The sequence below is a fragment of the Natronorubrum marinum genome, from assembly GCF_052040125.1.
Taxonomy (GTDB): domain Archaea; phylum Halobacteriota; class Halobacteria; order Halobacteriales; family Natrialbaceae; genus Natronorubrum.
In genome coordinates, this window is record NZ_JBPPFV010000003.1 from 670,995 (window position 1) to 696,212 (window position 25,218).

The window sequence follows — 25,218 nt, forward strand, 5'->3', positions numbered from 1 at the left end:
ATTTCGGTAGTTATTCACAGAAAGTAGTCCGCGTTTCAGGTTTGATCGAAGAGACGAAATGAACAGCTCTACGGATACAGCAATAGCCGCTACTGATCGGCCTCAACTACTGAAAGAGTGGCACCTGACTCGTCGCGTAGCCGGTCACTGGCTACTGGTTTCGACGGGAAGTTTCTTCGTCGCTATGTTTGCGTTCGGTTGGCTCTTTCACTATCTCACCGGACATCCTCCGGACGTAACCTTCTCTATCGAAAGTGGGCGAGATGGGCTACTAACGTTCGGAACGTTCGCTGCATTGTTGCTCGCAGCAATTGTTCCCCACGAGTTGATTCATGGTGCAGCAATGTCCAGATGCGGTGGTAAGCCCCGATACGGAGTTGGTGTCGCCTATTTCGTCCTTCCATACGCGTATGCGACGAGCGACGAGACGTACACACGCAACCAGTTGTTGGGTATTCTCCTCGCACCCCTCGTTCTCATCTCACTCGCGGGTCTGGTAATAATGGTGATCGTTCCATCGAGTTGGTTGTTCGTCCCGCTCGCTGCAAACGTGGCTGGTTCCGTCGGGGATCTTTGGATGGCAATCTTGCTACTTGAGTACTCATCGAACGTTCGTATCCAGGAGACGGCCAACGGAGTCGGAATCGGAATCTACGGCTCCGAAACCGATCGGCAGACGTATTCGTACGCGTCACTCTTCTGGAATACGATTCTAGGCTCGACCGTAACATTCGGAACACTTGCTGGGGCTAGTATTCTCGCGGTCTTCGGTGCGCTCATATTTGGGGCCGAGTCGCTTACAGTCGGTGACCCCGAGACGTGGTGGTACGTCCTCGATTACCACCGCGATCCTGATGGAAGCGGTGCTAGCTTCGGAGTCGGGGTTCGATTACTCGGCGTTCTTAGCGTCATTGGCGGCGGAAGTTATGCACTGCTAACCATCGTTCATGAGCGCTATCCGAAATAAGCGAATTACCCAGTGTCGGTCAGAAATCGCATCGTTACACACCGCGTGACTGGGCGCTAATAGTTCCTATTTAAGAGCACACTCCCGCTCTACGCATGCTTCTAATTGTCAAAAACCACCGGTTCTAGTTTCGCACCGAGAATCCCGGCGATGATAGTGAGCAGGAACCGAACTCCCATCGTCGGATCGAGTGCGCCGAAGGCGAGCCCGATTGCGGCGACGAGGAATCCGACGGCGAATCCGTGCGTAGTGGCGGCCTTCGAATCAACTTTGCTGGCGACCCACGCCGCAACCGGTATCGTGAGCAGAATTGTCACCAGGGGAAATAGCTGCGTCCCGACTACCGCGTTGAATTGGTCCAACGATCCCTGGTCGGGTTCACCACCAGTCCCGAACGCGAGGAGGAACGTATAGGCGACGATTGCCACGATCAACAGGCCTAGTGAGAGAACGTGGGGTACGGTGCCGCCGATTACGATCCGTCTCCACTGCATGTCTGATAATTCCGTCATCAGCTAGAAGATGGTCGCGCTGACGGTTGAGAATTGACGACCACATGTTCACTTCGGGGTTCTGGGCCGTTACCGGACGCGGGATAGAGATCCTCTAGGTAGACTGCTCCTCCGTACTCGCTCATTGTCGCTTACTTCTTGCGACTAGGACGCCATCTCGGTTTGTACTGAATATAGCGGTTATGTGTGTCGAAGCGGTTCGGACGGTGCAAAATTGTACAACTGGCACACCGAGAGTACGTTTATCTAGAGAGGCAGCGACTGACGAACTAGAATGCTGTTGGAAGAGACGACGGGCATGAAGGCGTCGCCAAGAGAAGTCTACCACTTTTTTGAAAAGATGGAGGAGAATTACGAGCGGTGGCATCCCGATCACATTACGTTTCGATGGCTCAATGAAGGTGCTTTAGAGGAGGGTAGCAAAGCCTATTTTGAGGAAGAGATCGCGGGAAAGATGCAAAAGAAAACGGTTCGATTCACGCGGATCGAACCGGATCGACACATCGAATTCGAACCGACGTCACGTGTGATCAAGCTTCTCATGCCAACCATCAGCTTCACTATCTCGCCTCGCTCTGACGGCTGTGAACTTACGCAACACATCAAGGTACGAACAGGGCCGATCGGCGCTCGACTCAATCGACGGGAATTCGACGCCGTTCGAAAGCATATGAAAGAGGAAGGCGAAAATCTAAAACGCATCTTAGAAAGTGACGAGTAACCACTACCCGAGAGAATCGTCACGTCGCAAGTAGACCATCCGTAGCAGAGCGTCTCGTTCAGCCTCCTGTTCCGGTTCTGCCGACTACGCGGTGTGTGTCTTGCGGAGGTTCGCATACCAAGGCAGAAGTGTGAGCACGCGGATACGAGAGACGCTCCTTCCACCAATTATTCAGCCGACTATCTCTCACCGTTGACTCTTGATCCAGAGATTCGAAGATGTCTACGTGAGAATCCCCGATGCCAGTAACGTGGCAATCATAATGGCACCGTTCACGACGTTGTGGGCGACGATCGGTGCGACCAGACTCTCCGTCTCGTGGTATGCGATCGCGTAGTAGATTCCGAGGACGAACGCGAGCGCGATCTGTGGGATCTGAAGGTGATAAATTCCCAGTGGAAACACCGTGAACCCGACGTGGGCGACGGTGAAAATCACCGCCGCAATGAGTCCTGATAGTGGGAGCACGTGGCCGAATACGGTGAACGTTCGATCGAAATACTGGGTCAGATACGTTTGAATGAATCCCCGGAACAGGATTTCCTCGGAGAGGCCCGAAACGATCCCCATGAAGACCAGGATCCCGATCACGTTCACGACAGTGACTTCGTACCCGAATTCCGGCGGTGTATCAGTCAGCAAGGGGACGAGCAACTCACCGAAAAACAGGAATAGGACTAGAACCGGAAAGAATCCCCGAGTGAGCAGCCGCTTCGACTCGCCCAGATTCTTCGTGTTCAGGCCCCACGAACGCCAGTCACCGCCGCTGAGATACCAGATACAGCCGAGTGCGAAACACAGCTGTACGACGTGGTGGTCAATCGCGCCGACCCACTGAACCATCCTCAGATCGCTACCGAGCGGTAGGTACGCTCGGAGTCGTACCACGTCCGTGAGCCACTGGCTGAGATAGTAGAGAGAAACCGCGACGACGACGGCGAGTAGTTGTGAGCTCCGAAGTGGAAGGCGCGGACGAGTCGTGGACATTCAGGTACCCTCGGCATCGACTTCACGTTCGACCCGTTCGTACAGGTAATAAGAGTATACAACCGTCACGACCGCGGTCAGGAGCGCCGGAACGAGCAAGAAGTAGATCGCCCACTCACCGAACAAAAGCCCGACGAGCGCCAGGATCGCCGTGAATTTGAACAGCCGTCCGCCGAGTTTGTTGGTTCGGTCCCACACTTCGTCGCTACTGAGCGTCCACGGAGTTCGAATCCCGATGAACCAGTTCCGTTTGGATTTTGTCAGAATGACTCCGGTATAGTAGAACAGGAGCGCTACTCCGGCGAGTAACAGGTGTACGAAGTGAAACTCGTACCCAAGGTTGAACGCGAGAATTCCGGCGTGAACGAGAAAGAGGAAGGCGGTGAGGACGACGACGAACCAGTCGTAATACCGGCGGAAAGTAGCGATGTTCTCTCGGAGCGGGTCGATCCGCGGAAGCACGGCGAATAGTCCGATGAGGACAGCCATGAGCGCGGGCGGGAGCCACAGCGCCTGTTCTTTCGGCATGGTTCCGCTCGGCTCGCCAGCGGCGTCCCAGTTCGTGACGAGTTGTTCGGGTACTGAGTCTCCGACGAAGGAACTCAAGAGCGCTGCGAGTACTGCAATTCCACCTGCTATTGCGAGCCTGTGCGCTGGCTTCATGCACCAGTGTTCTCACTGCATCGTATCAAGGTTCACCGATGATGATCGACTCACGAACCGAAGAATCATACTCCTACAAATCTTCCCACCTGTTTCCAAAGGGGGGGCGTCCATGTCTACATGTTCACCACAATGGTGAGACTCATTGATGAGCGACCTCTTCTCGTGTATCCCAACCCAACCACTGTACGATGGACGCACCAGGTCGGTGTATTCGCGCAACGGTACCTTCGGAGTCTCTCCCGAAGTAAGCTCATACTCGCTCTTGCAATCGCCTGGCCGGTAGCGTGGTACCTGCTAACGATGGAATTTTTCATTCCGTTGGAGGAACAGGTCGGAGCGATCAAGGCTAACAACGCGATTTCGTTCGGGCTCTTCGGCGCGTTTACCGTCACTGTCGCGGTCTTTGCAGGGGCGTTCGCGGGAGACCTTGAATCTGGTCGCTTCCGCATGTTTCGGTCGCTTCCGATCTCGCCGACCGCGGATCTAACGGGTCGATTTCTCGCTGGGTTTGCGATTGCTGTCCTATCGTTTCTCGTGACGATCGGCGCGGGATACGTCCACGGCGCAACCTACAGCCCTCGCGGGATCCTCTCGATCCCGGTCGCGTTTCTGACGCTCCTCGTGTTCTGTCTCATTGCGATGGCGCTCTCGATGGGACTCGCAGTGCTTATCACGAAACCGGAGTACATCACGACGCTCGCGGTCGTTATCGTCATCATGTCCTTTTTTCTCACTGGGTTCAACGGCGTCCAGCCAGCGATGCTGTCCGAAAATCAAGCGCTCGTCAACTACGTCCCGAACGCGCTGGCAGCCCGCGTTCAGATTTTCTACCTGACCGACGCTGACTTCGCTCACTGGGGGTTGACACCACCAACGATGCCTGATGGAGCCGAACACTTGGGACTGCTCGTCGGATACGGCCTCGTACTGCTCGTCACGTCCGTCGTCGTTATTCAGCGGGTTGCCTATCGGAGGGAGTGAAAATGACTGTACTCGAAGCCACAAACGTACACAAGCGATTCGGTGACGAACAGGTTCTACGAGGTATTGACATGCTCGTTGAAGAGGGAGAAATCGTCCTCTTGATGGGGCCGAACGGGGTCGGGAAATCAGTGTTCATGTCCTGTCTCGCAGGAAGCAACCGGATTACGGAGGGGAGCATCACACTGTTCGACTCGTACGATCCCGTCGAAGCGCGATCGATGATGAGCGTCATGAAACAGGGTGAGATGACCGTTCCTGACCTTACCGGCCGAGAGAATATCGAGTTCTACCGTGGGCTTCATCCACGGGGGACCGGTGACGTCGAACAGATACTCGAGCGACTCGAAATGGAAGACGATGCCGATCGTCTCGTCCGGTCGTACTCCGGCGGGATGAAACGAAAAATCGAAGTTGCAATCGCACTGTCGGTGGACGTTCCGTTGTATCTCCTTGATGAGCCCGTCGCCGAACTTGATCTGTCGATGATTCGGGTGCTACACGATATGATCCTCGAACGCAGGGAAACCGGAGCTGCGTTCCTCATCACGAGCCACACACCGCTCGATGCACAGATCGCCGATCGTATCGCCTTCGTTCAGCACGGGCGGATTGTCACAAGTAGCGCACCGGAAGCGCTCCTCGAAACGCTTCCGCGCGTGCTTCGGATTCGTGGCGGCGTGCCACCGGAAGAGTTGCTCGTTGGTGGGCGTGCGTTCCACCGCGGCGACGAAGTGCGTGGGTTTCTCTCGGAGGGAACCTCACTCACCGACGTAAAGAGCGCACAGGACGCGAATTTCGAGAGTGCACTCGTCGAAATTGATCGGCCATCCTACACAGATCTGTTCAATTTCTACACCTACCTCGAACCGTCTGTAATGGATGGGATTCAGCCCGTCGCCGAACAATAGCTGGCTGTCACTTGCAGAGTCAACCCGCGAACCTACACCGGGATCCGTTTTCTGTTCGAGAACAACATGTTCACCAGCATCTTGAACGGAATCTGACTCCAGATCCGAGTGTCGCATGGAATTCACCCGCAGACGGCTGACGAAGCTCGGACTGACGGCCGGAGTCGGAGTGGCCCTCCCGGTCGGTGCGCTCTCGCGCCCTGTTGCGCGCCTCCTTGAAGCGAATCAGGTTTCGAGTCCAGAAATCAAACGATTCGAGGTGTCGCTTCCCGTTCCACCGACGGCGGAACCGATCCGTACCGATGAAACGACCGACTACTATGAAATTACACAGCGGGAGGAAATGATCGAAATTCTCCCCGGATACGAAACAACGATCTGGGGGTACGACGGGCTCTTTCCCGGTCCAACGATCGAAGCAGATAGCGGACGGGAGGTCGTGATCGAACAGCAAAACGAGTTACCCGTTCCGGTCGCCGTACATCTCCACGGCGGCGTCACACCTCCGGAGAGCGATGGATACCCGACGGATCTTCTCTTTCCCCAAGACCTCGATCACGATGCGATCCCCAGTCATCACACTGCTGGCACTGTTGATGGGGTTTCCCACGGGTCCAAAGAGTACACGTATCCGAACGAACAGCGGGCGGCGACGCTCTGGTACCACGATCACCGGATGGATTTCACCGGGCCACAGGTGTACAAGGGCCTCGCAGGCTTCTACATCATCCGCGACGAAATCGAAGACGACCTTCCGCTCCCATCGGGCGAGAAAGAGATTCCACTCCTGATCTGTGATCGGACCTTCCGAGAGGACGGCGAACTGTATTACCCGTCACTTGACCCGTCGCTTCTCGGCGAACACGGGGTCCTGCCGGTTGCGAGCGACGGCTGGTACGGCGATACGATACTCGTCAACGGGGCACCGTGGCCCAAATTAGAAGTTTCGAACACGAAGTACCGCTTCCGAATGCTCAACGGATCGAACGCGCGGGTGTACGATCTCGAACTCGATCCGGCACCATCCGATGGCAGTGCGTTCGTACAGATCGGAAGCGATGGTGGCCTGCTTGAAACGCCACTCTCACACGATCGTCTACGTATCTCACCAGCGGAGCGATTCGACGTCGTCATCGATTTCTCGAACTATTCGATCGGGACGGAAGTAACCCTCACGAACCGGCGTGGATCGGGAAGGACGGCCGATGTCATGCAGTTTGAGGTGACCCGCGAGGAATCCGATAAAAGTGAAATCCCCTCGACGCTCGCACCCCCATTGGAGTTCCCCGATCCAGACAACGCTGTTGAAACTCGCCGGTTCAACTTCCTCGCGGGAATGGAAGGGGGAATGTCTACGATCAACCTCCAATCGTTCGACCCGGAGCGAATCGACGCCAAGCCGAAACTCGATACGACCGAAATCTGGGAGCTCGATAGTGACCCCGCCCATCCTGCTCATCTCCATCTGGTTCATTTCAAAGTCCTCTCTCGAAATGGCGATCCACCCGGACCGTACGATAGAGGATGGAAAGACACGGTATTTTTAGATGGAGACACTGTCGAAGTCGTCGCTCGATTTGGACCGTACCGTGGGAAGTACGTCTTCCATTGTCACAACCTTGAGCACGAAGACATGATGATGATGGCAAATTTCGAGGTGGTCTGACGTGAGTTTGGATCCCCAGCCGGACTCGGAGAGAACACTGGTTGGCGCTCTCACCAGTGAGTCGGTTACTCGCCTGCAATATTTCACAGCCGGTCTTGCGTTCGTTGTGGAACTGCTCTATCTCTGGGTAGCGGCGGAGGCGCTGTTATTTTGGCCAGTACACGGGGCGTTTTTTGCAGCGCTTGCTATTGGACAGGGCCTACTGGCTGTCAACTTGTTATTCGATCCCGGTCGGTGGACGTTCAGACTGGGAGTTCTATTCAACGCTGGTCTTCTCGTGTTCTGGGTTCTCGTTCGTGCCATTGAGACTATGTTCCCAGTATGGATTATTTCTGTCCGAACCCCTATTGATGGCGTTGAATACATCGTGATGGCACTAGTACTCTCACTACTACTGTCCTTGATGTGGATGTGGAATAATTCGAACTAACCGCAGTAAAGCCACGCCGAGAGGATACCGCGTTACGTACAGGTGACGCACGCATCGTTCTGGACGGAGGATCAATATGGGATATATTCTTACTGCGAATCGACTTCTTCGTAGTACTCGATAATCTCCGTCAAACACCACTGGTTGAGTCCTTGTGATGCGAGCGTGAAAACCAACGTTGAGACGGGCTTGCGTTTGTACGCCGCGTAGAGACCATAGAGCCCGATTGGGATACTCACGGTGTTTAGGATCTGTGGGTAGCCGAGACCGATGAGGCGGTGCCCGTCATTAGTCCAGCGTTCTTCAGCACGTACGACCTTGTACATCCAGTCATCCAACTCTTCACTTGGTTCGCGGAATAGCACCGGATTGATGATTAAGAATAGGAGAATGAGCCCCAACAACTTCCATTGCCGATGGTAGAGTGCGCCCACGGCCACGAACCCTGCTGCCATTCGACTCCACCCGCTCTTCGGATTGGAGTGTCTGGCCCACATATTCTCCATCTCCGTCAACTCTTTGAGCATATCAACTATCTCGAAAGTGAGACGTTCCACTGTCACATTAACATTCCGCCACAGCGTTGAGTAGGCATTTGAACATAACAGATAGTTCTGATCACTTGCGGTATTAGGGTGTAGAAATTTGCCCCAAATAAAACGACACCAATGACACGGTAGTGAGGATCAGCAGCATCAACATTCTCGCGTCCACTAACAGCTGGCTGAGAGCCCCGAAGATTGTGGACGTTCCCCGTCAGGGCCCATTATTTCCGCAAAACTGGCTTTGAGACGTTAATACGTCGGACACGTCATTTATAATTTCAACCCAAAGGAAAATCTAAAAATTGCGGGAGTCTGAGCCAGCTACATTCGAGGGAATGAAGGTTCCAGGGACGAATATCCCTGTTATTGACTCTCTCACATAATAGAAAGTGTGAAAATCCTAATTGAATTGCATTTTGTCTGTATATTCGTCTGAATCTTGAGTCGAGATCGAATGTTACTATATTAACCAACCGACATAGCTATTGAAGCGCCGAGCACACGGCTAACAAATCATTTGGAAATTTTAAATCAAAGAACACTACTCATCAGCGTGGTGTCGTAGAGCCGTTCCTTGTGGTATTTCTCCAGTGAATTGGTGTTCAACTGATTATTCACGAGCAGATCCGAACCACGTGATTGTCAAGTATTTTAAACTAAACGGTGCCGCTCATATTCAAATGTCTCCGGTGATGATGTTCGCAATTCGCTGGCGGTCGAACAGCTGTTCCTCATCAGGCACGTTCAGCGGTGCGTCCAAATCGAGTTCTCCGAATTCCTCCGGATAGAACAGTCGTGCTGTTAGTTCCGTCTGGAAGGCATTGACGAGCGGCCCCTGTTCGGCTGTCGGTCCGGGGAGCACGCGACCCTCCTGAACTGCAGTCAGTTGACTACCAACCTCGTGGTTCTCCATCGGCTCGATGAACTGCTCGCGGAATTGCTCGCCGTCGAATGCGCCGTCGCCGCCGAACGTTACCGACCCAGTCGTGATTCCCCAGTGAACCAGGATCAGATCCGGGTCGACCTCGATCATCGTTTCGTAATCGGTGAGGCCATACTGGCCGGTCTCGACGCCCCCGAACGCATCGGCGTCAACCAGTTCGAGGTCGCGATACGGCTTCATCTCGTAGCCGTTATCCTCCAGATACAGCACGTAGAATTCGCCTTTTTCCGGGGACGAGCCGCTATTTATCAACCCGATAGAGGGTGGCTCGTCGTTGGGAATTCGGGACTTAACCTCGGACAGCAGTTCATCGTGCAGGTCGAGCCACGCCTCCGTGCGCTCTCGCTCGTCCATGACGGTCCCGACTGCGTCGAACGCCTCCATCAGCGAGGGTGCCTGCTCCGGGTAGCCCAGCTCCTTCTGCCAGTCGCCGCGGATTCGGCGGTTATGACAGCCGAAGAACGGGGCGACGTTCTGCCCAAGTTCCGCGGTGTCCTCCTCGGACCAGTTATCGCTCCATTGACTCATCAGGTTCGGGTCGATGAGGAAGACGTCCGGGTCAAGTTCGTACATCACTTCCTTAGACCAGCCGCCGTCCTGCCACAGCGCGGGGTAGTCGGCGTCCCAGTCGATATCGAAGCGGTCGTAGAACAGTGTCGGCGCAGTCAGCCGGTTCGTCTTGAGCTTGTCCGCCTGTCCGAGCGAGACGAGCATGTCTGCCCAGCCCATGTTGTACGGTGTTACGGATTCTGGAACCGACTCGAACTCCACCTCACCTACCGGAAACATTGAAACGGAATAGGAGTCGCCGGCCGACCCGTTCTCGTCGGATTGTGCTCCCCCATCATCTCCGGTACAGCCGGCGAGCAGTCCCCCGCCAACGACCGCCCCACCGTACTTCATGTAGTCGCGCCGCGTTGATGCCTTCTGCCGTGTGTCGTCCCTCGACATGTGAATTAGGCTGGCCTAAAACACTAAAGTGCTTTCGAATCTTAGGCTGGCCTAAAACAGATAACTCCCATGGAATCGCAGGGTGAACCGGATACCACCGACGACAAGACGGGTGAAGCCAACGAAAAGCCGTTGATCACGGCATACGAACTCGTATCGTCTTACTGCGAGCGACGCGGGTGAGTTCCTGATCGAACTGGGCGAACAACTTCAAGATGACGACAATATCACAGTTGTGGATAAGGAATGGGAACTCCCATTTGCCTTCGGTGAACCGATTGTTGGAGATTGATTTCGACGGTGTTGGAGAATCGGAGCTCGAAACCGAGACGGAACTCCCCGGACCCACGGACGACGAAGCGCCAGATATTGTCTAAAAACGGGACCAGATGGCGGGTTACTTCGTTTCTTCTTTGAGGACCAGTGTATCGTCTTCGAGGTAGTGGTCGATCACGTGGATGCGCTCTTCGAGGTAAACCAACTGTTCGCGGAGCAATTCGAAGCGGCCGCTGGACTGGACGTCTCGAGAAGAGTTCATCAACTGCGAGAGGCCGAAACGTGAGACCCAAAGATGACACTCACAAATCCGCCGGCTGGTGCTCGTCCCGGCGGAGATCGGATCGCTCGAGCCGCCGCTGAAGCCCCGAGTGGCCGCCGTCGTGCGACGGTAAAGCGCCTGCACGACATCGACTGTCACGCGCCGCTCAGTCGATCGGCTCGAATTCGATTACTCGATGTACTGTTGTTCCCACTCTCTCCGGTCTTCGATTTGCTCGAGGCCGCTGTCGCTGATCGCGTAGTAGTTCGTTCGGCGATCGAGCTGCCCTTTCTCGACGAGCGCTTTGTTGACGAGCGTGTCAAGATTGGGGTACAGCCGGCCGTGATTGATCTCGCTGTTGTAATACTTCTCGACTTCGTCTTTTACTTCCTGGCCAGACGGCTCATCGGCGCCGGCGATCACGTACAGCAGATCGCGTTGAAATCCGGTCAGATCGTCCATGTTGCAACCACACCGACACACCAACTGTTCGACTATTTGTTATCGTTCTCGTATCAACTGTTTCTCGACTGTGTGTACGGTCTAACTGAGATAATTACAGTGAGAGTCTGTTTCATTGTCGGTAACAGCGGGCTACACGTGACGCTCGCCGGTACACCGCTTGCTGGTGATTCGTCGCTCGAGGTATCGTATCTGTGTGTCTCGCGTCTCTGTGGGCTAGTGTTAGCTCTGCGAGACAGTCAACGACCGCTTACTATCGAAATGGAACGTGAACGGATCGTGAAACGATCGTTGCGTCTCCAAGTACGTGACAGCGGGCGTGAACGTGACGGAACGAGGCACGTTCGCTGACGATCGTCCTCCGCGTCGGCTGACGAGCGGGTGGGGACTCACTTAGGTATCGGTCTGAGTCACTCGACTATCGGTACCGATGATATGCGAGCGAGCAACTCGTCGACGTTCGTCGTACTCAAGCGACTCCCCTGTCGCTATCGCGGTCGCTTGCCGTGTAGTCTACCGAAGAATGTGTATTGAATTGTGAAATCCGCTACCGAACGTGTAGAGCCGTTTTACAGGCGGGTGACGTTGGTGGCGCGGGGGCCCTTGGGGGCCTGTTCGATGTCGAATTCGATGTCTGTGCCTTCTTCGAGGTCCGGACCGCCAACGTCTTCCATGTGGAAGAAAACGTCATCGTCCGCGTCGTCCGTCGAAATGAAACCGTAGCCGCCTGTGTCGTTGAAGAAATCAACGTTTCCTTTCGCCATTGCAATCCAAGAGAGTGCCGGGTTACGTATAACAGTTGTGTTATACTCGTCCTCTCGAGAGACAGACACACGCTCGAGTAAACCGTGTCACACGTCGAATTTCGGCTCCCGAGCGACGGTTTCATAACGGTGCTGAATCTGACTATATAATCCTCACGACCGTAAGAAATGCCCGTTCAGGGGTGTACGTTCGCCCGATCTCACTCGTACTCGGGTGATACGTTCGCTCGTCCTCGCCTCGACCGTTCGCTTCGAGTACCGATCGGACCGGTCGCAACGAGCCGCTCGAGGCGGGCTCGAGCCCGTCTCGAATCGTTTAGGTGGCTCCGCTGATACGCGACGGGCATGACAGAGTCGAACTCGCCATCGCAGCCGCCCACCGGCCCGACGGTCGCGCAGGTGGCGTTGATCGGGCTGTTCGTGACGGCGCTCGTGACCGCGCAGTTGACGGCCTCGAAGGTGCTCGCGTTCTCGCTGCCGTTCTCGCTTCCGGTCACGGGCGCGGAGTTAGTGTTACCCGGTGCCGCGCTCGCCTACGCGCTGACCTTTCTGGCCAGCGACTGTTATGCGGAACTGTACGGCCGACGGGCGGCACAGATCGTCGTCAACGTCGCTTTTGCAATGAACTTCGTCGTCCTCGTGCTCGTCTGGTCGACCATCGCGGCTCCCGCGGCCGCGACCAGTATCGACCCGGGGATGTTCGCGGACGTGCTCGGTGCGTCGACGAACATCGTCCTCGGAAGCCTGCTCGCGTACGTCGTCAGCCAGAACTGGGACGTGATCGTCTTCCACCGGATCCGCGACTACACCGGCCGTGAGAAACTCTGGCTGCGAAACGTCGCGTCGACGGCGAGCAGTCAGGCCATCGACACCGTCATCTTCGTCGCCGTCGCCTTCTCGCTCGCGCCGGCCGCCCTCGGCGTCGGTCCCGTCCTCGGCGTCGGCGACCTGCTGGCGCTGATGATCGGCCAGTACCTGCTAAAACTCGCCATCGCCGTCGTCGACACCCCGATCGTTTACGCCGTCGTCTCGTTCGTCCGCTCGCGCGAGGCGACGGCCGACGAGGAGACGACGGTCGCCTGAGCGACGGGGCGCTTCCCGCGCATCCGCTTTTCGCGTCGAACGAGGACGTTTAGTAACCCGCCTCGAGAGAGGTCGGTATGGACGAACGCGTACGCGAACACGCCGAGGTACTGGTCGACTGGAGTGCCCGCGTCGAGGCGGGCGACGACGTCGTGCTCGCCGTCGGACCCGACGCCCACGAACTCGCGGTCGCGGTCGCCGAGGCGCTCGGCGAACGCGGGGCGAACCTGCTCGCGACCTACAGCTCCGGCGAGGTCACGCGCGCGTATCTCCGCGCCCACGACGGCGAGTTCGACGAGAACCCGGCCCACGAACTCGCACTGGTGGAAAACGCCGACGTCTACCTCTCGCTCGGCGGCGGACGCAACACGAGTGCGACGGCCGACGTTCCGGGGAAGACTCGACAGGCCTACGGCAGCGCAAGAGACGAGATCCGCGAGGCACGGATGGACACTCGCTGGGTGTCGACGGTCCACCCGACCCGGTCGCTCGCCCAGCAGGCGAACATGGCCTACGAGGAGTACCAAGAGTTCGCGTACGACGCGATCCTTCGGGACTGGGAGGCATTAGCCGAAGAGATGGGCCGGATGAAGGACATTCTCGACGACGGCTCCGACGTTCGTCTCGTCTCGAGCGGAACCGACCTCACGATGCAGATTGAGGGTCGAACGGCAGTCAACAGCGCCGCATCGGTCGCGTACGACTCGCACAACCTCCCCAGCGGCGAGGTCTTCACCGCGCCGTACGCGACCGAGGGCGAGGTCACCTTCGACGTTCCGATGACGCTCCACGGCGAATCGGTCCGGAACGTCCGCCTCGAGTTCGATTCCGGCGAGGTCGTCGACTACGACGCCGAACAGGGCGAGGACGTGATCGCCGAGATCCTCGAGACCGACGCGGGCGCCCGCCGACTCGGCGAACTCGGCATCGGCATGAACCGCGGCATCGACCGCTACACGGACAACATCCTCTTCGACGAGAAGATGGGCGATACGATTCACCTCGCGCTCGGCCGGGCCTACGACGCGAACCTTCCGGACGGCGAGTCCGGCAACGACTCCGCGGTCCACGTCGACATGATCACCGACGTCAGCGAGGACTCGCGACTCGAGGTCGACGGGACCGTCGTCCAGCGTAATGGCCGCTTTCGGTGGGAAGACGGCTTCGAGTAACGCACGATCTGCGGATTTCGCGTCCCGTTCACGTTCGCACGTTAGTCACTACAGCCGATAGTAGCAGCCCGTTAATACCCTCTTATGCGCTGACAACCCATACCACGAAACGGCGAAGCGGCTGCATAATAATGTAGGGAATCGTCGTTGGAATCGAGTACCGCCATGACCGGTGGCGGCGAAGTAACCGGTCGGGACTCGCTGCTCGTCCCGTACGCTGCCGCCGACTGAGCATCGGTGGGCAGCGTATTCCCTTTCCACAGTTGTCTGCCCGCCCCGCCGGAGGCGGTACGTATCCGGCGATCACCGTCTTCGGTGTTCAGTATCCTCCGACAGTCTCACCCGTCTCGAGCGCCTACGCCGACTATGCGCGATCAGCTCCGGGCCGGCGCCGCCATCTACAACGCCGGCTTCTATCACGCCGCCCACGACGCCTGGGAGGAGCACTGGCTCGACCTCGAGACCGGCACGGAGGACGAGCGGCTGCTCCACGGCTTGATCCAGTTTACGGCCGCGATCCACCACGCTCGGCACCACAACTGGGAGGGCGCCGTCGGGCTGACCGAGAGCGCTTGCGAGTATCTCGAGGGGCTGCCCGCCGACTACCGCGGCGTTTCGCTCGAACCCGTGCGGTCGTTCCTCGAGGCCCTCGCGGCGGATCCCGAACTGCTCGAGCGTCGGCGACCGATTCGGCTCGAACACGAGGGATCGCTGCCGACGCTTGCGGACCTCGGGTTCGAACCGACCGCGGTCGCCGCACCGGTCCTCGCGGCGGAACTGGGCTACGACGAGGAGCCGATCGAGCGGGCCCGAGCGTACGCTCGTCGGGACCTCGAAGCCGGCGACGACAGCAGTCGGTTCATCACGCTGCTGTTCGATTTCGTTCGCAAGGACGACCACCGCGGAATCATTTATCAGCGCCTTACGGACCACGTCGACCGACAGGAAGCTCGAGAGACCGACGTTGAGGGACTGTTCTGACGGCCGGTGGCCGCTCGGTTCGCGACGCGAATCGACCCGTCGGATCGAGGTGTCCCTCCCGTTTGCGCTGGTTTACGTCGTCGTCTCCTTTCAGGAGCGGTTCGACTGGGACGGCAAAAGCAGGGTTTCGGTCTCGGACTGGTTACTCGTGGCCGGCGATCCGCAACGGTTCGTACGGCTCCTCGAGATAGGCCATGTCCGACGCCGAGAGATCCAGTTCGATGGCCTCGACGGCTTCCTCTAAGTGTTCGACGCTGGTCGTCCCGACGATGGGAGCGTCGACCCGCTCCTTGTGGAGCAGCCAGGCCAGCGAAATCTGTGCCATCGTGACGCCCTTCTCAGCGGCCAGTTCCTGAATACGCTCGTTGATCTCCTCGCCGCCGCCCTGCAGGTAGGGAATCTGCTCTAAGTACTCGTCTGTCTGCCCGCGCGTCGTCGACTCGAGGGCCTCGAGCGGGCGGGTGCCGACGCCGCGGGCCAGCGGCGACCACGGAATAACGCCGATTCCCTCCTTCTCACAGAGGGGTAACATCTCGCGTTCCTCCTCGCGATAGAAGGCGTTGTAGTGGTTCTGCATGGTCGCGAATCGCTCGAGTCCCAGGTCGTCGCTCGTCTGTAAGGCCTCGGCGAACTGGTGGGCCCACATCGAGGAGGTGCCGACGTATCGGGCCTGCCCCCGTCGCACGGCGTCGTCGAGCGCTCGGAGCGTCTCGTCGATCGGCGTGTCGTAGTCCCAGCGGTGGGTCTGGTAGAGGTCGACGGTGTCCATCCCGAGTCGCTCGAGGCTCGCCGCGAGTTCCTGCTCGATGGTCTTCCGGGAGAGCCCGCCGGAGTTCGGGTTGTCGGGGTCCATTTCCGCGTACACCTTCGTCGCGACGACCTGCGAATCGCGGTCGTAGTCCGCGAGCGCGTCGCCGAGGATTGCTTCGGATTCGCCCGTCGAGTAGACGTTCGCCGTGTCAAAGAAGTTGATTCCGAGGTCGATCGCGCGCTCGATGAGTTCGGTGCTCTCCTCGCGGTCGAGCATCCAGTCGCGGCCGCTGCCGAAGCTCATGCAGCCGAGCCCGATGCGACTGACCGACATGCCGGTCGACCCGAGCGTCGTGTACTCCATAGGAGTTGCTGCGACCGCCGAGCGTTAAAACGTCGCGGCTCGAGGTCGGATTGCCGGCTTCCGGTTGCGACGCCGGAGAACGAAACAGCCCGCCTCAGTCGTGCTCGGCGAAGAACGAAACGGCCGGCATCAGTCGTGATCCGCGGAGTTGTCCTGTGGCGCGTAGCCCAGCGCCTCCTTCGCGCGCTCAAGGGAGTAGTACTTGCGGTTGTTGTCGGAGATGCCGTAGACGATTTCGTACTCGTAGTCGGCCCGAATACAGCGATCGAATAAGTGTGCACAGTCGCGGTAGGAAAGCCACATCGCCTGTCCGCGCTCGTAGTCGATCGGCGGGTGGCCCCGGGTGAGGTTTCCGATGCGGACGTTGACGACCGAGAGCCCGTACTCGTCGTGGTAGTAGCGCCCGAGGGACTCGCCGGCGACCTTCGAGACGCCGTAGAGGTTGCCCGGGCGGGGGAGTTCCGTCCCGTCGAGCAGGTAGTCGTCGTCTGCACGGTACATGTCGGGCGTTCGCTCCTCGGTCTCGTAGTGGCCGACGGCGTGGTTGGAGGAGGCGAACGCGACCTTCTCGACACCCGCGTCGACGGCGGCCTCGAAGACGGTTTGGGTCCCGTCGATGTTGTTCGTCAGGACGCTGTCCCACGGTGCGGTCTTACGGGGGTCGCCCGCGAGATGGATGACGACGTCGATGTCTTCCATCGCCTCGCGGACGGCCTCGTCCTCGGTGATATCCGCGACGACGAACTCGCCCGGATAGTCCTCCGTTGGCGGATCGCGATCGAGCAAGCGCCACTCGTGGTCGTCCGCGAGGCCCTCGAGGATGGCCTCTCCGACGCGCCCCGCAGCCCCGGTCAGCAGGACCGACTGTGCCATTCGTTCGGTGGGAGGGAAAGCGGCGATAAGAACCATGCGATTCCGAGTCGGTTCGGTTACGTGTCGCACCCCTCAGTCCCGCGGAACAACGCGACACGCCGCTCGCATCGCAATCCCCTTGCCGACCGCACTCGAGCACTCCCACATGACCAGCGATACGGACCCCACAGTCGCCGAGGCCGCCTGCTTCGAGGCCGGCATCAAGTTCGGGACGCTCTACCACCAGTTCGCCGGCACGCCGGTTTCGCCGGATAGCGCTGCGAGTCTCGAGCGGGCGATGGAGGACTCGATCGAAAACCAGCCCCACTGTGCCGATGTGACCGTCGACGTGATGATCGACGAACTCGAGGCCGAACTCGCCGATTCGGCGGCCGACTACACCGAACTGACCGGACGATTCCTCGAGGTCGAGATCGTCGTCGACTACGAGGGCTGTGAGGTCGTCACGCGGATGGCGATGGAAGACGGCTATCCCCTGATGCGCGTGGCGTCAGTTCGGGGTCGGTAGTGTAAGGGCTTCCGAACACTCTGTAGACTTCTTGAGCACTGCGGGCTCTATCAGACAAAGTGCTGTTCACGAAACCTTGCTGAATACAGGGCGCGTATCTTACAGTGCCTTCCATCTGATTATACCGCAGATCTGCTTCCTCCGCTGAAACCCAAGACTCATCAATTGTCGATCCATTCGATGAACAACTACGGATCAGACCAGTAGAGAACGAAACACCAATTAAACGGTGGCGTGAGGCTGAACAGACCTAAACGATCAAGTTCATACCCCACTCAGTCTACCGCTGGATCATCGACATCTCTTTCGTGGACCCATACCGTCGAAATTCGGGCCCCCTCGACGCTCGTTATCTCAACGACGTGACCGTCGACCTCGACGCGGTCGCCAGGTTCTGGCGCGCGGTTGAGTTGCCCGAGCACCAGTCCACCGATCGTTTCGACCTCCTCGCTTTCGAAGTCCCCAGCCAGAGTATCGTTAACGTTCGACAATTGGACTCCTCCGTCAATGTCGTACCCCTCATCGTCACGCTGGCGTATCGAGGGTTCGCGCTCATCGAGATCAAACCCGTCCCGAAGGTCACCGACGAGGGCCTCAACGACGTCTTCAACCGTTGCAATCCCCTCGAACGCTCCCCACTCGTCGATGACTGCGGCCAGCTGCTGCCGATCCTCCCTGAACTGTATCAGGAGATCGCTAATTGTCATCGTCTCCGGAACGATGATAATCTCGCGGGCGATGTCACCGACTATCTCGGCATCCCCATCGTCCACCTCTGCTCGCAGCACGTCCTTGACATCTACGAATCCGACCACTTGGTCACCGTCGTTGGCATCAAGAACCGGATAGCGCGTGTGTTCGGCCTCTAAGACGATCGAGTGAAGTTCGGATAGTGTGGCATCCGCCGGAACGCTCACCACGTCCGGTCGTGGGACCATGACCTCCCGCACCACGGTGTCGTCAAGATCGAAGACGCGCTCGATCATCGTCACTTCTGTCACGTCAATGTCCCCGCCCTCGCCGGATCGTGTTAGTACCCGAAGGAGCTCCCGCTCACCGAGTGTCTCATCCGTTTCGGAAGCGGGTGGCACACCGAGCGACCGCGTGAACGCGTTGGCCGCCCCGTTGAAGACGACAATTCCCGGATAGAGTATGTAATAAAAGGCCTTCATGGGCGGGGCGAGGAACAGCGAGAGTCGCTCGGTCTTGGCAATTGCGATCGTCTTCGGCGCGAGTTCACCGAAAACGACGTGGAGAAACGTGATGATACTAAAGCCGATTGCAAACGCGACGAGATGGATGAGATTCGCCGGGAGAACCGATTCCAGTATGGGCTCGATGAGTGCTGCCACTGCGGGTTCGCCAACCCATCCCAATCCGAGTGAGGCGATGGTGATGCCGAGTTGCGTCGTGGCGAGGTAGTTGTCGAGATTCGTCATCACTTCTTGGAGCGTCCCCGAGCCGGGCCGCCCCTCCTCGACGAGCTGGTCAACGGATGTCCCCCGAATTCGAACGAAGGCGAATTCTGCAGCGACAAAAAAGCCGTTCAATACCACGAGAAACAGCGCTAAGACGAGTTGTCCCACCGAGAGCGCGATGTCTACCATCGGGTATCCCAGTAAATACTGCCGTTCGATTGGAGTGTGGCCATATCTATGAATCTCGTTCTATTTACTAAAATCCTCTACAGGATTCCGCCAACTACCTGCGAACATAGGGCCTCGAGATTCATCAGGCAAAGCAGCATCCGGGTCTGCTGAAGAGACTCTCTGTATTCAACACCCTCATCCTGACAAGATCCATAGAAATGCAATTCTGCCCCCGGTAACTGTTCAACCTGTACCGATCGGTTCGAAGTCAGCCCACGCCACCGCTCGTTCCGTCCTCGAGGCCGACCGACCTCCCTTTCGAAATTCCGCTGCCGTTCGGTCGATATCGGCCCGCTCGAGTCGCTTTTCACTTTCACTTTCGGGCGACCTTTTAACCCCAGTCACCGTGAAGGGAATGACATGAGCCAAGCGACATTCGGCGACGACGAGGAACTGTTCGGCGAAGCCGCCAACGAGATGCGCGAAGACGTCGAAGCATCGCTCGAGGAGGCCTGGGATGCGCTTCCGAGCGCCGACGACGTCTGGGAGACCGACGCGGACAACGTGCTGGGCGTGCTCAACGGACTGAATTCGGCGCTGAACGCCGGCGACGCCGAAGACCACCTCCGCGACGCCAAGAAGTGGTTCACGATGGGCCAGCGAGCTGACGCCTTCGAGGACGCCGACGACCTCGAGGAGGAGATCGGCGATCTCGAGGCGGCCATCGAGGACATCTCCGACGCCGGCGAACAGGTCGGTGAACTCACCTCGACGATCCCGGCCCTCCGCGGCACGCTCGAGGACGCCGGTCCGGCCGAGGACGACGCGGACGACGCGGACGACGAGGAGGCGGAGGAGGCGGACGCCGACGAAGACGACGACGAGGAAGAAGACGAGGAGTAATCCCGAGTCGGGTACGATCGTCGACTATCGGCGCGCTCGAGTCCGTTATCGACGCTCAGGTCGGGAGACGTCTCGCTCCGCGACGGCCTCGAGCAGCCTCGCCAGCGCGTCGCCCGCTAGCTCGAGCAGTTCCTCGCCGCGCCGTTCGTCGCCCGCGGCGGGGTCCCCGACGACGCCGTTTTCGCTGAACTCCGCTGAATCGTAGGCCAGATTCGTGTAACTCACCCACTCGCCCCAGCCGTCGGCTCGTCCGGCCTGTGCTTCGTCCATCCGATCCTCGCGAATCAGGTCGGGCTCGCAGTGGCGAAGCAGGGCGGTCTCGAGCGGGCCGCCGTGGCCCATTTCGGCCGAGTGTTCGCCGACGGCTTCGAACCAGGTGAACGGGACGGCGTAGGCGTCGCCGTCGCGGGTGAGCCGGCCGCCGACCTCCCGCAGCGCGTCGACGTTGCCCCCGTGGCCGTTGACGATGACCACCCGGTCGAAGCCGTGGTGGGCGAGGCTCTCGACGGCCTCTCGGACGTAGTTCCGGAACGTCTCGTCGGAGACCCACATCGTCCCGGGGAACTGGCGGTGCTCTTCGGCGACGCCGACCGGAATCGCCGGCGCGCGCACGACTTCGCGGTCGACGCGCGCTATCCCGGCGTCGGCGACCGCCTCAGCGGCGATGACGTCCGTCCCGAGCGGCGCGTGGGGACCGTGTTGTTCCGTACTCCCGACGGGGACGACCGCGAGATCGGTCTCGCAGTCGCGAACGTCCGTCCACGTCGCGTCGCGTAAATCCATGGGGGAGTACTCCCACGGAGCGGCCAAGAAACCCCCGGTGGCCGCGACCCGTTTTGCCCCCATTTAGTGCTCTTGCCCCTGCCGGTCCCGACGGTATCCGGCGGTGCGTGGAATTCGACGCCATGTATCGCGGCGGCGACGTTCTCGAGGCCCTCCACGGCTCCGTTCCGGAATGGCTGCTCCTGCTCGCTGCACTCGTGACCCGCCTCGGCGACGTCGCGACCCTCATTTCGATCGCGATCGTGGCGTCGTGGCTGTTGACGTGGCGAGGAACGGTCGCTGGACTCGAGCGATCCGATGCGGGTTCGGAGGCAGACTCGATCCCGGCGAACGCCAATCGCGCGCCCGCCGTCTGGCTCGTGGGCGTCGTCGTCGGCGGGCTGGCCGCGATGACCGCGCTGAAGTATCTCTTCGCGTTACCTCGGCCGGAACTCGTCGCGGCGACGCCCAGCACGCTGCCGACGGCGCTCGAGTCGACGTACGTCTCGACGGTGACCCTCGGCGGCTACGGCTTTCCAAGCGGCCACGCGGTCGGAGCTACCGTCGCCTACGGAGCGCTGGCGCTGGCGATCCCGATCGGTAGGCGTCGCAGCCGACTCGCGGTCGCTGCCGTCCTCGCACTCGCGGTGAGTCTCTCGCGGGTCATCCTCGCCGTCCACTACCCCGGCGATATCGTCGCCGGCATCGCCGTCGGAGTCGGCTATCTCGCCGCGGTCTGGTGGCTGCTCGAGCGGTCGCCAGTCGATCGCACGACGACCGCCTTCGGGGTTGCGCTGGGCCTCGCGCTCGTCGCGATGGCCGTCAGCGGCGGCGCGGGTCGATCGGTGGCGTACGCCGCGCTCGCGGCCGGCGGTCTGGCGGTCTGGTCGCTCGCCCGTCCTCGCTCCGGTCGGCTCTCGCCGGCACGGCCCGCCTACCACGCGGAGTCGGCGACGATCGCGCTCGCTTTCCTCGTCGGTGTTATCGTCGTCGGTGGCGGGCTGCAGTCGGTCGGTCCGGCCGCCGGGCTCGGTGCGCTCGTCGTCGCGCCGGCGGTGGTTTGGTTCCGACGAGCCTCTGGCTCCCGCCGGCCCTCGCGAGTGGCGAACGCAGGGCCAACCGGTTTCCGACGCCTCGCCAACAGTTCTCGTATGACCGACGACAACCGACAGCTCGGCGTCGAACTCGGCAAGCTCGGCGACGAACTCGAGTCCGCGGACTACCCGATGAGCGAGGACGAACTGCTCGAGGAGTACGGCAACGAGGAGATCGAAATGGAAGGCGAGACGTCGACGCTCGAGGACGTCATCGGCCCGCTGAACGAGGACGAGTACCGGGACTACGGCGAGGTCGAGCAGGCGATCATGAACATGGTCGGCGACGAGGCCATCGGTCGGAAGAACTACAGCGACCGCACGCCCCCCGCAACGGGCGAGGACCGCCAGGACGAGGGCGCACCGGATCAGGACGACCAGGAAGGCCAGGAATCGTTCTAAGCCCCCGGTTGGGGCAGGTTCGTCGTCGAAGACACGTGTGTAAGGTGATCAGTTCAAGTTGGTTCAGCGTCTAGACCCAGGTCACGCTCGCCCGACATGACCGCGACAAACTCTCCGTCGATTCCGCCCGATACGTACGAGGAACTCATCGAGGCGACCCTCGTTGCGCTCTCTAAAAACGGATACGTCAACCTCCGCGTTCGAGATATCGACGCCGAATTTCCGAAGAGTCGCCAGCTCATCCACCACTACTTCGACGGGAAAGACGAGTTGGTGACCGAGACGCTCTCGTACCTCGTCGACCACTTCTCCGAGGAACTGGACAGTTCGGCGGGCGACGATCCGCTGGCGAAACTGAACGACGAGATCGATCGTCATTTGTTGGGCGAACCGTCCGACGACTTCGATTACTGGACGTTCGCGACCGCGCTCTACGAAATCATGGGGCAGTCCCACCACAACCCCGACCATCAGGAACAGATCAACCGTCTGACCGACGAACTCGTCGCTCACTTCGATTCGATCATGCGGGATGGCGTCGAACAGGGCGTCTTCGCCGACGTCGATACCCTCCGACTCGCGAAGGTTCTCGACGACCTCATCACCGGCGCACAGAGCAAGAAGATTTTTCTCGGCAACGACGCCGCACTCGTGGAAACGCGGGAGATGATCGATCGGCTCGTCATCGCCCAGTTGAACTCCGCGAGTCCATCGTCCGAAGCGAACTAACCGCTCGAGAAGGCGTTCGCCGAGTTCTCTCGAACCCGGTCGTCTGATTCTACGGATCGGCTCGACCATTGATTTCACACCGAACTAATCGGTACCGTTATGCTGTTTCCCGCTTGGTAAACTAGGAGTGATCGAATGACAGCTATCCAAACCAGCGCACTCGGCCGACGGTTCGGTGACGTCGTCGCCGTCGAGTCGCTCGACCTTCACGTCCGAGACGGCGAGGCTTACGGCTTTCTCGGCCCGAACGGCGCGGGGAAATCGACGACGATCAACATGCTGCTCGGCTTCACGCCGCCGTCGTCGGGCTCGGGAACGGTACTCGGCTACGACATCGAAGACGAGTCGCTCGAGATACGCCAGTCGATCGGCGTGCTCCCGGAGGACTTCGGGATGTACGACCGTCTGACCGCCCGAAAGCACGTCCAGTTCGCCATCGACACCAAGGGAGCGGCGGACGACCCCGACGAACTCCTCGCACGCGTCGGACTCTCTGACGCCGCCGACCGCAAGGCCGGCGGCTTCTCGACGGGGATGAAACAGCGCGTTGCGCTCGCGATGGCTCTCGTCGGCGAACCCGAGTTACTCATCCTCGACGAGCCCTCCTCCGGGATCGACCCCAACGGGGCCCGCGAGATGCGTGCGATCATTCAGGAAGAACTCGACCGCGGGGCGACGGTGTTCTTCTCGAGTCACATCATGGAGCAGGTCGAGGCGATCTGCGACCGCGTCGGGATCATGAGCGGCGGCCGACTCGTCGCCGAGGACTCGATCGACGCGCTGAAAAACCAGTTCGACGACGAATCCCGGCTCATCCTGACCGTCGACGCCGTTCCCGACGGGATCGTGTCACGACTCGAGCCGGTCGACGGCGTCCTCGACGTCCGCGTCGATGGCACGGACATCGTGACGTCGGTGTCGAACCCGCGGTCGAAGGCCGTCGTCATCAACACGGTCGAAGACGCGGGCGGGGTTATCGCCGACATCACCGCCGAGGACCACTCGCTCGACGATCTGTTCGCCGCGTTCACCACCGGCGACGGGGCGACCCGCGGCGACGCGCGAGCGTCTCGAGCCGAATCGGCTCTCGAAGAGGTCGACGCATGAGCTGGGTGCAGATCGCTCGCAAGGATTTCTCGGACGCGAGCCGATCGATGATGCTCTGGATCCTCTCTGCGCTGATGATCCTTCTCGTCGCCGGCATCTCGTCGATTCCGCACCTCATTCACACCTCCGGCCAGGGACCGGCCCCCGGGTTCGACGAAGCGCTGAGTTTCCTCTTTACGGTGGTCGTGACGATGATCTCGATCATCGGGCTCGTCGTCGGCTATCAGGCGATCGTCGGCGAACGCGAGTCCGGGAGCATTCGGTTCCTGCTTGGCCTGCCGAACACCCGTCTCGACGTGATCGTCGGGAAAGTGCTCGGCCGGGCCGCCGTCGTCGCCGTTCCGACGGTAATCGGCTTCGTCGTCGGTGGCATCGTGATCGTAATCCTCTACGACGGCTTCGACGTCGTGACCTACGTCAGTCTCCTCGCGTTCTCCGTGCTCATCGGATTGGTGTACGTCTCCCTTGCCGTCGGCGTCTCCGCAAGCGTCAGCACCCGCGCGAAAGCGGTCGCCGGCGTGCTCGGTATCTACATCGTTACCGACTGGCTCTGGTGGGCCGTTCCGATGGCGATCTACTGGCTACTCGAGCGCGAACTCCCCGGTGCCATCGTCCCGACCTGGTACCTCTTCGTCGAACGGCTCGGCATCTGGGAGCCGCTCGCGGTGATCTCCGGGACGCTCGTCGACATCCCCGGCGTCGAGACCGTCCAGCCGGCGGACCGACTCGCCGGCGAGGTTCCGTTCTACCTCGAGCCCTGGTTCGCCTGGGTGTTCGTCGCCGCCTGGATCCTGGTTCCGCTCGCGATCGGCTACTACCGGTTTGATCGGACGATCCTCAGCTAACTATCGACGCGG

The 25,218-nt window shown here is 59.6% G+C and carries 25 protein-coding genes and 4 pseudogenes; 17 read left to right on the forward strand and 12 right to left on the reverse strand.

The window, feature by feature from the left end; all coding sequences use genetic code 11:
- Window positions 1–184 precede the first annotated feature (184 nt).
- Entirely contained in the window at window positions 185–967 is a 783-nt protein-coding gene (locus ACSFC5_RS19610; protein ID WP_440766903.1) for a DUF3267 domain-containing protein, read from the forward strand.
- A gap of 101 nt (window positions 968–1,068) precedes the next feature.
- Here the strand turns inward: ACSFC5_RS19610 and ACSFC5_RS19615 are convergent, their stop codons facing one another.
- Entirely contained in the window at window positions 1,069–1,395 is a 327-nt protein-coding gene (locus ACSFC5_RS19615; RefSeq protein ID WP_440766904.1) for a hypothetical protein, read from the reverse strand.
- Between the two features lie 358 nt (window positions 1,396–1,753).
- On the opposite strand from ACSFC5_RS19615, the gene ACSFC5_RS19620 reads away from it, so the two are divergent.
- Entirely contained in the window at window positions 1,754–2,200 is a 447-nt protein-coding gene (locus ACSFC5_RS19620; RefSeq protein ID WP_440766905.1) for an SRPBCC family protein, read from the forward strand.
- 222 nt (window positions 2,201–2,422) lie between these two features.
- Here ACSFC5_RS19620 and ACSFC5_RS19625 read toward each other — a convergent pair whose 3' ends face one another.
- The gene (locus ACSFC5_RS19625) at window positions 2,423–3,043 is read right to left on the reverse strand and encodes a CPBP family intramembrane glutamic endopeptidase (protein ID WP_440766906.1); all 621 of its coding nucleotides are present in this window, start codon (window positions 3,041–3,043) and stop codon (window positions 2,423–2,425) included.
- Between the two features lie 144 nt (window positions 3,044–3,187).
- On the reverse strand, window positions 3,188–3,850 hold the full coding sequence (locus ACSFC5_RS19630; protein WP_440766907.1) for an SdpI family protein: 663 nt from the start codon (window positions 3,848–3,850) through the stop codon (window positions 3,188–3,190).
- A 132-nt stretch (window positions 3,851–3,982) separates the two neighbouring features.
- Here ACSFC5_RS19630 and ACSFC5_RS19635 point away from each other — a divergent pair, with 132 nt between their 5' ends.
- From ACSFC5_RS19635 to ACSFC5_RS19650, 4 genes are all read left to right on the forward strand, one after another.
- A complete protein-coding gene (locus ACSFC5_RS19635) occupies window positions 3,983–4,834 on the forward strand; it encodes an ABC transporter permease (protein WP_440766993.1) in 852 nt (283 codons plus the stop codon).
- A gap of 2 nt (window positions 4,835–4,836) precedes the next feature.
- Window positions 4,837–5,745: an ABC transporter ATP-binding protein gene (locus ACSFC5_RS19640; RefSeq protein ID WP_440766908.1), complete on the forward strand. Its 909-nt coding sequence runs from the start codon at window positions 4,837–4,839 to the stop codon at window positions 5,743–5,745.
- Between the two features lie 115 nt (window positions 5,746–5,860).
- A complete protein-coding gene (locus tag ACSFC5_RS19645; RefSeq protein WP_440766909.1) occupies window positions 5,861–7,411 on the forward strand; it encodes a multicopper oxidase family protein in 1,551 nt (516 codons plus the stop codon).
- Between the two features lies 1 nt (window position 7,412).
- A complete protein-coding gene (locus tag ACSFC5_RS19650) occupies window positions 7,413–7,841 on the forward strand; it encodes a hypothetical protein (protein ID WP_440766910.1) in 429 nt (142 codons plus the stop codon).
- Window positions 7,842–7,930: 89 nt separating this feature from the next.
- Here the strand turns inward: ACSFC5_RS19650 and ACSFC5_RS19655 are convergent, their stop codons facing one another.
- Together ACSFC5_RS19655 and ACSFC5_RS19660 are read right to left on the reverse strand one after the other, a co-directional pair.
- Window positions 7,931–8,368: a DUF6653 family protein gene (locus tag ACSFC5_RS19655; RefSeq protein ID WP_440766911.1), complete on the reverse strand. Its 438-nt coding sequence runs from the start codon at window positions 8,366–8,368 to the stop codon at window positions 7,931–7,933.
- A gap of 694 nt (window positions 8,369–9,062) precedes the next feature.
- Window positions 9,063–10,280: an ABC transporter substrate-binding protein gene (locus tag ACSFC5_RS19660; protein WP_440766912.1), complete on the reverse strand. Its 1,218-nt coding sequence runs from the start codon at window positions 10,278–10,280 to the stop codon at window positions 9,063–9,065.
- Window positions 10,281–10,434: 154 nt separating this feature from the next.
- On the opposite strand from ACSFC5_RS19660, the pseudogene ACSFC5_RS19665 reads away from it, so the two are divergent.
- A pseudogene (locus tag ACSFC5_RS19665) lies at window positions 10,435–10,657 on the forward strand (amphi-Trp domain-containing protein); the annotation flags it as partial.
- Window positions 10,658–10,677: 20 nt separating this feature from the next.
- On the opposite strand, the pseudogene ACSFC5_RS19670 reads toward ACSFC5_RS19665, so the two are convergent.
- From ACSFC5_RS19670 to ACSFC5_RS19680, 3 genes and pseudogenes are all read right to left on the reverse strand, one after another.
- Window positions 10,678–10,779 (reverse strand): annotated as a pseudogene (locus ACSFC5_RS19670) (DNA starvation/stationary phase protection protein DpsA); the annotation flags it as partial.
- Window positions 10,780–11,007: 228 nt separating this feature from the next.
- Window positions 11,008–11,280 (reverse strand): PadR family transcriptional regulator, encoded by a 273-nt coding sequence (locus tag ACSFC5_RS19675; protein WP_006087766.1) that lies wholly within the window; start codon window positions 11,278–11,280, stop codon window positions 11,008–11,010.
- 569 nt (window positions 11,281–11,849) lie between these two features.
- Window positions 11,850–12,044 carry a cold-shock protein gene (locus tag ACSFC5_RS19680; protein WP_006087767.1) on the reverse strand — a complete coding sequence of 65 codons (195 nt, stop codon included), beginning with the start codon at window positions 12,042–12,044 and terminating at the stop codon, window positions 11,850–11,852.
- Window positions 12,045–12,389: 345 nt separating this feature from the next.
- Here ACSFC5_RS19680 and ACSFC5_RS19685 point away from each other — a divergent pair, with 345 nt between their 5' ends.
- From ACSFC5_RS19685 to ACSFC5_RS19695, 3 genes are all read left to right on the forward strand, one after another.
- Window positions 12,390–13,127, forward strand: coding sequence for a queuosine precursor transporter (locus ACSFC5_RS19685; protein ID WP_440766913.1), 738 nt, complete (start codon window positions 12,390–12,392; stop codon window positions 13,125–13,127).
- A gap of 77 nt (window positions 13,128–13,204) precedes the next feature.
- A complete protein-coding gene (locus tag ACSFC5_RS19690) occupies window positions 13,205–14,299 on the forward strand; it encodes an aminopeptidase (protein ID WP_440766914.1) in 1,095 nt (364 codons plus the stop codon).
- Between the two features lie 366 nt (window positions 14,300–14,665).
- Entirely contained in the window at window positions 14,666–15,280 is a 615-nt protein-coding gene (locus tag ACSFC5_RS19695; RefSeq protein WP_440766915.1) for a DUF309 domain-containing protein, read from the forward strand.
- A gap of 142 nt (window positions 15,281–15,422) precedes the next feature.
- Here ACSFC5_RS19695 and ACSFC5_RS19700 read toward each other — a convergent pair whose 3' ends face one another.
- Together ACSFC5_RS19700 and azf are read right to left on the reverse strand one after the other, a co-directional pair.
- Window positions 15,423–16,394, reverse strand: coding sequence for an aldo/keto reductase (locus tag ACSFC5_RS19700; protein ID WP_440766916.1), 972 nt, complete (start codon window positions 16,392–16,394; stop codon window positions 15,423–15,425).
- Window positions 16,395–16,523: 129 nt separating this feature from the next.
- Window positions 16,524–17,267, reverse strand: a complete 744-nt coding sequence (azf, locus tag ACSFC5_RS19705) for an NAD-dependent glucose-6-phosphate dehydrogenase Azf (protein ID WP_440766917.1) — start codon at window positions 17,265–17,267, stop codon at window positions 16,524–16,526.
- Window positions 17,268–17,412: 145 nt separating this feature from the next.
- Here azf and ACSFC5_RS19710 point away from each other — a divergent pair, with 145 nt between their 5' ends.
- Window positions 17,413–17,775, forward strand: a complete 363-nt coding sequence (locus tag ACSFC5_RS19710; protein ID WP_440766918.1) for a dihydroneopterin aldolase family protein — start codon at window positions 17,413–17,415, stop codon at window positions 17,773–17,775.
- Window positions 17,776–18,050: 275 nt separating this feature from the next.
- Here ACSFC5_RS19710 and ACSFC5_RS19715 read toward each other — a convergent pair whose 3' ends face one another.
- On the reverse strand, window positions 18,051–19,382 hold the full coding sequence (locus ACSFC5_RS19715) for a hemolysin family protein (RefSeq protein ID WP_440766919.1): 1,332 nt from the start codon (window positions 19,380–19,382) through the stop codon (window positions 18,051–18,053).
- 402 nt (window positions 19,383–19,784) lie between these two features.
- On the opposite strand from ACSFC5_RS19715, the gene ACSFC5_RS19720 reads away from it, so the two are divergent.
- Window positions 19,785–20,267 (forward strand): DUF5790 family protein, encoded by a 483-nt coding sequence (locus ACSFC5_RS19720; RefSeq protein ID WP_440766920.1) that lies wholly within the window; start codon window positions 19,785–19,787, stop codon window positions 20,265–20,267.
- A 45-nt stretch (window positions 20,268–20,312) separates the two neighbouring features.
- On the opposite strand, the gene ACSFC5_RS19725 is transcribed toward ACSFC5_RS19720, so the two are convergent.
- Window positions 20,313–21,050 carry a creatininase family protein gene (locus ACSFC5_RS19725; protein ID WP_440766921.1) on the reverse strand — a complete coding sequence of 246 codons (738 nt, stop codon included), beginning with the start codon at window positions 21,048–21,050 and terminating at the stop codon, window positions 20,313–20,315.
- Window positions 21,051–21,172: 122 nt separating this feature from the next.
- On the opposite strand from ACSFC5_RS19725, the pseudogene ACSFC5_RS19730 reads away from it, so the two are divergent.
- The 5 genes and pseudogenes from ACSFC5_RS19730 to ACSFC5_RS19750 all read left to right on the forward strand — a co-directional run.
- Window positions 21,173–21,769: pseudogene (locus ACSFC5_RS19730) on the forward strand (phosphatase PAP2 family protein); the annotation flags it as partial.
- Window positions 21,770–22,180: 411 nt separating this feature from the next.
- Window positions 22,181–22,525 (forward strand): annotated as a pseudogene (locus ACSFC5_RS19735) (DUF5789 family protein); the annotation flags it as partial.
- A gap of 96 nt (window positions 22,526–22,621) precedes the next feature.
- Window positions 22,622–23,254: a TetR/AcrR family transcriptional regulator gene (locus ACSFC5_RS19740; protein WP_440766922.1), complete on the forward strand. Its 633-nt coding sequence runs from the start codon at window positions 22,622–22,624 to the stop codon at window positions 23,252–23,254.
- A gap of 135 nt (window positions 23,255–23,389) precedes the next feature.
- Window positions 23,390–24,361, forward strand: coding sequence for an ABC transporter ATP-binding protein (locus ACSFC5_RS19745; RefSeq protein ID WP_440766923.1), 972 nt, complete (start codon window positions 23,390–23,392; stop codon window positions 24,359–24,361).
- The gene (locus tag ACSFC5_RS19750; RefSeq protein ID WP_440766924.1) at window positions 24,358–25,206 is read left to right on the forward strand and encodes an ABC transporter permease subunit; all 849 of its coding nucleotides are present in this window, start codon (window positions 24,358–24,360) and stop codon (window positions 25,204–25,206) included. The genes ACSFC5_RS19745 and ACSFC5_RS19750 overlap by 4 nt, the downstream gene beginning before the upstream one ends.
- Window positions 25,207–25,218: the final 12 nt, after the last annotated feature.

Bases quoted from the DNA above. Each gene is read 5' to 3' on its own strand.
- ACSFC5_RS19640 (WP_440766908.1), top strand. From the start codon at position 4,837: ATGACTGTACTCGAAGCCACAAACGTACACAAGCGATTCGGTGACGAA.
- ACSFC5_RS19745 (WP_440766923.1), top strand. From the start codon at position 23,390: ATGACAGCTATCCAAACCAGCGCACTCGGCCGACGGTTCGGTGACGTC.
- ACSFC5_RS19680 (WP_006087767.1), bottom strand. From the start codon at position 12,044: ATGGCGAAAGGAAACGTTGATTTCTTCAACGACACAGGCGGCTACGGT.
- ACSFC5_RS19655 (WP_440766911.1), bottom strand. From the start codon at position 8,368: ATGCTCAAAGAGTTGACGGAGATGGAGAATATGTGGGCCAGACACTCC.
- ACSFC5_RS19675 (WP_006087766.1), bottom strand. From the start codon at position 11,280: ATGGACGATCTGACCGGATTTCAACGCGATCTGCTGTACGTGATCGCC.
- ACSFC5_RS19625 (WP_440766906.1), bottom strand. From the start codon at position 3,043: ATGGTTCAGTGGGTCGGCGCGATTGACCACCACGTCGTACAGCTGTGT.
- ACSFC5_RS19630 (WP_440766907.1), bottom strand. From the start codon at position 3,850: ATGAAGCCAGCGCACAGGCTCGCAATAGCAGGTGGAATTGCAGTACTC.
- ACSFC5_RS19645 (WP_440766909.1), top strand. From the start codon at position 5,861: ATGGAATTCACCCGCAGACGGCTGACGAAGCTCGGACTGACGGCCGGA.
- ACSFC5_RS19685 (WP_440766913.1), top strand. From the start codon at position 12,390: ATGACAGAGTCGAACTCGCCATCGCAGCCGCCCACCGGCCCGACGGTC.
- ACSFC5_RS19690 (WP_440766914.1), top strand. From the start codon at position 13,205: ATGGACGAACGCGTACGCGAACACGCCGAGGTACTGGTCGACTGGAGT.
- ACSFC5_RS19750 (WP_440766924.1), top strand. From the start codon at position 24,358: ATGAGCTGGGTGCAGATCGCTCGCAAGGATTTCTCGGACGCGAGCCGA.
- ACSFC5_RS19610 (WP_440766903.1), top strand. From the start codon at position 185: ATGTTTGCGTTCGGTTGGCTCTTTCACTATCTCACCGGACATCCTCCG.
- ACSFC5_RS19740 (WP_440766922.1), top strand. From the start codon at position 22,622: ATGACCGCGACAAACTCTCCGTCGATTCCGCCCGATACGTACGAGGAA.
- ACSFC5_RS19710 (WP_440766918.1), top strand. From the start codon at position 17,413: ATGACCAGCGATACGGACCCCACAGTCGCCGAGGCCGCCTGCTTCGAG.
- ACSFC5_RS19620 (WP_440766905.1), top strand. From the start codon at position 1,754: ATGCTGTTGGAAGAGACGACGGGCATGAAGGCGTCGCCAAGAGAAGTC.
- ACSFC5_RS19700 (WP_440766916.1), bottom strand. From the start codon at position 16,394: ATGGAGTACACGACGCTCGGGTCGACCGGCATGTCGGTCAGTCGCATC.
- ACSFC5_RS19635 (WP_440766993.1), top strand. From the start codon at position 3,983: ATGGTGAGACTCATTGATGAGCGACCTCTTCTCGTGTATCCCAACCCA.
- ACSFC5_RS19715 (WP_440766919.1), bottom strand. From the start codon at position 19,382: ATGGTAGACATCGCGCTCTCGGTGGGACAACTCGTCTTAGCGCTGTTT.
- ACSFC5_RS19695 (WP_440766915.1), top strand. From the start codon at position 14,666: ATGCGCGATCAGCTCCGGGCCGGCGCCGCCATCTACAACGCCGGCTTC.
- azf (WP_440766917.1), bottom strand. From the start codon at position 17,267: ATGGCACAGTCGGTCCTGCTGACCGGGGCTGCGGGGCGCGTCGGAGAG.
- ACSFC5_RS19725 (WP_440766921.1), bottom strand. From the start codon at position 21,050: ATGGATTTACGCGACGCGACGTGGACGGACGTTCGCGACTGCGAGACC.
- ACSFC5_RS19720 (WP_440766920.1), top strand. From the start codon at position 19,785: ATGAGCCAAGCGACATTCGGCGACGACGAGGAACTGTTCGGCGAAGCC.
- ACSFC5_RS19660 (WP_440766912.1), bottom strand. From the start codon at position 10,280: ATGTCGAGGGACGACACACGGCAGAAGGCATCAACGCGGCGCGACTAC.